This is a genomic window from Pseudogracilibacillus amylolyticus (SeqCode), from assembly GCF_051918545.1.
In the GTDB taxonomy this organism is placed as follows: Bacteria; Bacillota; Bacilli; order Bacillales; family Amphibacillaceae; genus Pseudogracilibacillus.
This window is the reverse complement of sequence record NZ_JBPPZG010000234.1, coordinates 1-5559: the sequence shown is the minus strand read 5'-3', so window position 1 is coordinate 5559 and position 5559 is coordinate 1. Positions and strand designations below refer to the sequence as shown.

The following is a 5559-nucleotide window of genomic DNA, read 5'->3' as shown; positions in this document are numbered from 1 at the left end:
AAGAAACGGTTATTGGTAAAATGCGTGAGTTCGGATCTACGGGTAAAGCATAAACATTTGATAAATGATCTATCATATTTGAAGGGAGTAGTTATATTATGAAATTTTTTATAGATACTGCAAATATTGACGAAATTCGTGCTGCACATGAATTGGGAGTTTTGGATGGCGTAACAACCAATCCTACTCTTGTTGCAAAAGAGGGCGTATCGTTTCATGACCGTTTACGTGAAATCACTAGCGTTGTAACAGATAAATCTGTTAGTGCTGAGGTGATTTCAGAAGATGCAGCAGGGATGATCAAAGAAGGAAAAGAGCTTGCTGCTATTGCTCCAAATATTACAGTTAAAATTCCAATGACGTTGGAAGGATTAAAAGCGGTAAAAGCTTTAAGTGATCTAGAAATTGAAACGAATGTGACGCTTATTTTTAATGCGAACCAAGCGCTTCTTGCTGCTAGAGCTGGTGCCACGTATGTTTCTCCATTTTTAGGACGCTTAGATGATATCGGCCATAATGGAATGGAGTTAATTGCAACAATTTCAGAAATTTTTACCAACCATCAAATTAATTCAGAGATTATCGCAGCATCTATTAGACATCCTTTACATGTTACAGAAGCGGCTTTAAACGGTGCACATATTGCCACAATTCCTTATAAAGTATTAGCGCAATTAGTGAAACATCCGCTAACAGACAAAGGCATTGAACAATTTTTAACAGACTGGAATCAAGCAACAGACCTTTAATGTCGAGTTAGGTACTGTCCTTTATTTTGTCATGAACATCAATCGTTTGGCTTTTTAGTTAAAAAGTGAGGGTTATAAATGGAAAAAATAATCGTTGAAGGTGGCCGTGTTTTACAAGGGACTGTTAGAGTAAATGGTGCTAAAAATAGTGCTGTAGCGTTACTTCCAGCTGCTATATTAGCTGATTCAACAGTTACCATCGATGGGTTACCTGATATTTCTGATGTAGAAACTCTTAATATGATTTTAGAGGATATTGGTGCGAAAATAACGAAGGATTCTAATCAAAAGTTACATATTGATCCGTCGTCTATTGTTTCTATACCACTTCCGAATGGAAAAGTTAAAAAGCTACGTGCCTCTTATTACTTTATGGGAGCAATGTTAGGTAAATTTAAACGAGCAGCCATAGGATTACCTGGTGGCTGTTATCTTGGTCCGAGGCCAATTGATCAGCATATTAAAGGATTTGAAGCGCTCGGTGCTAAAGTGAAAAATGAAAAAGGGGCTATTTATTTACAAGCTGAGGAACTGACAGGAGCAAGAATTTATTTAGATGTTGTAAGTGTCGGAGCAACGATAAATATTATGTTGGCTGCAGTTCTAGCTAAAGGAAAGACGACGATTGAAAATGCTGCTAAAGAACCTGAAATTATTGATGTAGCAACGTTACTTACGAATATGGGCGCTAAAATTAAAGGAGTCGGGACAGACATTATCCGAATTGAAGGTGTTGAAAAGTTACACGGTTGTAATCATACAATAATTCCCGATCGTATCGAGGCTGGTACGTATACGATTTTGGCTGCTGCACAAGGGAAAGAAGTAGTTATCGATAATGTCATTCCAGAACATCTAGAGTCTTTGCTTGCTAAGCTAAGAGAAATGGGTGTGTCGATAGAGCAAAGTGATGAACAGTTATTGGTAACTACGAAACCATCTCTGGCAAGTGTAGATATCAAAACATTGGTTTATCCTGGTTTTCCTACAGATCTCCAGCAGCCATTCACCTCACTTTTAACAAAAGCGGAAGGTACAAGTATTGTTACAGATACAATTTATTCAGCTAGGCTAAAACATATTGATGAGTTAAGACGTATGAATGCAAAAATTAAAGTAGAAGGCGGCTCAGCAATTATTACAGGTCCTTCTACATTGGAAGGTGCGCGAGTAAAAGTCTCTGACCTTAGAGCAGGAGCTGCATTAGTTATTGCAGGTTTAATGGCAAATGGAATTACGGAAATAACTGGTATTGAACATATTGAACGAGGGTATGAGAATATGATTGAGAAATTAGTAAATCTTGGTGCGTCCATCCGTCGGGAAAAAATGAGTGAAGCGGAACTAGAACAGTTAAAATCTATTAAATAAATTAATTCGCTAAATTTTTAAGGGAGTTGTAATCAATGGAAAGAAGTTTGACAATGGAATTGGTTCGTGTTACTGAAGCCGCAGCTTTATCTTCTGCTAGATGGATGGGAAGAGGACAGGAGAATGAGGCGGACGATGCCGCAACAAGCGCAATGCGTACAGTTTTTGACACCATTCCAATGCGTGGAACAGTTGTGATCGGTGAAGGAGAAATGGACGAAGCCCCGATGCTTTATATTGGAGAGAAATTGGGTACAGGTGAAGGACCATTAGTCGATGTAGCAGTAGATCCTTTAGAAGGTACAAGTATTGTTGCTAGAGGGTCATGGAACGCTCTTTCTGTTATTGCAATTGCGGATGGTGGTAATTTATTACACGCACCTGATATGTACATGAAGAAAATAGCTGTTGGCCCAGAATCTGTAGGAAAGATAGATATAAACGCACCGACAATCGATAATTTACGAGCAGTTGCAAAAGCAAAAAATAAAGATATTGAAGATGTTGTCGCAGTCGTTTTAAACCGACCACGTCATGAAAAGTTAGTAGAAGAAATTCGAGAATCAGGTGCAAGAATTAAATTAATTCAAGATGGTGACGTTGCAGGAGCCATGAATACTGCATTTGATAAAACTGGTGTTGATGTATTATTTGGAATCGGTGGTGCCCCAGAAGGTGTGATTTCAGCAGTTGCGTTAAAATGTCTTGGTGGAGAAATCCAAGGGAAACTCATGCCAACAAGCGATCAGCAAATTGAAAGGTGTAAAAAAATGGGTATACCTGACATCGATCGTGTCTATTATATGGATGATTTCTGTTCAGGAAATGACGCAATATTTGCAGCAACTGGTGTTACCGATGGTGAACTACTAAAAGGTGTGCAGTATAAGGGACAAATAGCAACTACAGATACAGTTGTTATGAGAGCAAAAAGTGGTACAATCCGCTTTATATCTGGACAACATAGTTTAAAGAAAAAACCAAACCTAGTAATGGAATGATAACTTTTTGTGCGCCTGGATAAAGTAGAGTTGAATATAGGATAAATAACATGTATGATATATCTACTAAATATTTTTGTGTAATCCGTTTTCAAATGAACGAACTTGCTCTAAATATATTAAAGGATGAACATGCACACATAAAATAATCTCCATTCGACTCCTCTTTCCTAAACGCATGTGCTGCGTTATTCTATTAAAATATATCTATATCTCTCAAAGAATAAATAAAACCTTTCTAACGATTTTATAATGATATAACTCGACTTCGTTCAAATAACAAAACGTACCTGAAAAAATTAAGAATAGGTGTGGTGATGAAGTGTCCGAAATTACAATTTCTCACTTAGAAGACTTAACGTTAAAAGAATTGTATACGTTAGCTCGAGAATATAAAGTTTCATATTATGCAAAGTTAACAAAAAAGGAATTAATATTTGCTATTTTAAAAGCCCAAGCTGAAAAAGATGGTTATTTGTTTATGGATGGAATATTAGAAGTCATTCCATCTGAAGGATTTGGATTTTTACGCCCGATTAATTATTCCCCGAGTGCGGAAGATATCTATATATCTGCCTCACAGATCCGCCGCTTTGATTTAAGAAACGGTGATAAGGTTTCTGGAAAGGTAAGACCTCCAAAAGAAAATGAACGTTATTACGGCTTACTTCATGTAGACGCTGTAAATGATGATGACCCGGAGACTGCCAAAGAACGAGTTCATTTTCCAGCATTGACTGCTTTATATCCTGATAGATGTATGAAATTAGAAGCAAAAGCCCATAACTTATCCACAAGATTAATGGATTTAATGACTCCGGTCGGTTTTGGGCAACGTGGATTGATTGTAGCGCCGCCAAAGGCTGGAAAAACAATGTTATTAAAAGAAATTGCAAATAGTATTTCTACCAATCATCCAGAAGCGAAATTAATAATTTTACTTGTAGATGAGCGACCGGAAGAAGTAACAGACATCGAGCGGTTCGTTCATCCAGATGTGGATGTAGTCAGTTCTACATTCGATGAAGTTCCAGAAAGCCATATAAAAGTCTCCGAACTTGTGCTTGAAAGAGCGATGCGTCTAGTGGAACATAAAAGAGATGTTATCGTTCTTATGGATAGTATTACAAGGCTTGCTAGAGCATATAACTTAGTTATCCCGCCAAGTGGAAGAACGTTGTCAGGTGGAATTGACCCTGCTGCCTTTCACCGTCCCAAACGGTTCTTTGGGGCAGCTAGAAATATTGAAGAGGGTGGAAGCTTAACGATTTTAGCTACGGCTCTTATTGATACAGGTTCACGTATGGATGATGTAATTTACGAAGAATTTAAAGGCACTGGAAATATGGAACTTCATTTAGACCGCAGTTTAGCAGAAAGAAGAATATTTCCATCCATTGATATTTTACGTTCTGGTACGAGAAAAGAAGAGTTACTCGTTTCTAAGGATCATTTGGAAAAAATGTGGATGATCCGTAAAACGATGCAAGATTCTCATGACTTTACAGAACGCTTCTTAAGAAGATTAAAGAACACAAAAAATAATGACGAATTTTTTCAAATGCTAGATGAAGAAATTAAAAATAAACGATCACAACGTTAAATGAAATTCTTATTTTAGACTTTTTTCTCTTTCTTGCATTCAACGTTTTATGCTGTTATAATATCAAGATGTGAGGTAAGATGTCGTATATAACTTTATTGTTTTAGTAATACTTTCAATGTAAAAGAGGTGGAAGACATGAAAAAGGAAATTCATCCTAAATACCAAAAAGTTATTTTCCTTGATACGGAATCAAATTATAAATTTTTAAGTGGTTCAACAAGAACATCGGATGAGAAAATGCAATGGGAAGATGGCAACGAATACCCAGTCATCCGTGTTGAAATCAGTTCAGATACACATCCTTTCTATACAGGTAAACAAAAAGCTGACCGAGTTGGTGGACGTGTAGACCGCTTCAAGAGAAAATACAATATGAAGTAAAAATGATAACAGAAAACAGGCAGGATTCTTGCCTGTTTTTTATTCGATTAAATTAGTTTCAGAGCAGCGAAGTAGTGTATACTATAATAAACATAAACTTGTAAGATATTAATTAATTTTAACGACGCAGTTGAAGGATACTGTAGAGTAGTGAAAATTTGTTAAGCTAGTTTGTAAACCGTTGATTTCCGCTGCTAGTTGCAAAGTAAAATACCGCTACGGAAATACATTCCGCTTTCCGCGGGCGGCTGTTGAGCCCCTTCGTGCTACGCACTTGTGTCTCACCTAGGCCTATCCTCCCGCAGGAGTCTCCATGTATTTCCTCCGCTAGTGCAATGGATGATAAATGTTCTATACCGGGGAATCCACCGATTTAGTTGATTGTAGTGGAGGGCAGTCGACTCCTGCGGGAAAAGCACGTGTCTGAAGACTCAGAAGCAGTGGTTTTCTG

General features: G+C 37.4%; 5 protein-coding genes. All 5 read left to right on the top strand.

What is annotated here, in order from left to right; all coding sequences use genetic code 11:
* The first annotated feature begins 98 nt into the window (after positions 1 to 98).
* The 5 genes from fsa to ACPYKA_RS18170 all read left to right on the top strand — a co-directional run bounded on the left by fsa (position 99) and on the right by ACPYKA_RS18170 (position 5108).
* A complete protein-coding gene (fsa, locus tag ACPYKA_RS18190; RefSeq protein WP_479543622.1) occupies positions 99 to 749 on the top strand; it encodes a fructose-6-phosphate aldolase in 651 nt (216 codons plus the stop codon).
* Positions 750 to 827: 78 nt separating this feature from the next.
* Positions 828 to 2120: a UDP-N-acetylglucosamine 1-carboxyvinyltransferase gene (locus ACPYKA_RS18185; protein ID WP_479543621.1), complete on the top strand. Its 1293-nt coding sequence runs from the start codon at positions 828 to 830 to the stop codon at positions 2118 to 2120.
* A gap of 35 nt (positions 2121 to 2155) precedes the next feature.
* A complete protein-coding gene (glpX, locus tag ACPYKA_RS18180) occupies positions 2156 to 3121 on the top strand; it encodes a class II fructose-bisphosphatase (RefSeq protein WP_479543620.1) in 966 nt (321 codons plus the stop codon).
* A 322-nt stretch (positions 3122 to 3443) separates the two neighbouring features.
* The gene (gene rho, locus ACPYKA_RS18175) at positions 3444 to 4724 is read left to right on the top strand and encodes a transcription termination factor Rho (RefSeq protein ID WP_479543619.1); all 1281 of its coding nucleotides are present in this window, start codon (positions 3444 to 3446) and stop codon (positions 4722 to 4724) included.
* A 138-nt stretch (positions 4725 to 4862) separates the two neighbouring features.
* Positions 4863 to 5108 (top strand): type B 50S ribosomal protein L31, encoded by a 246-nt coding sequence (locus ACPYKA_RS18170; protein ID WP_479543618.1) that lies wholly within the window; start codon positions 4863 to 4865, stop codon positions 5106 to 5108.
* The last annotated feature ends 451 nt before the right edge of the window (positions 5109 to 5559 follow it).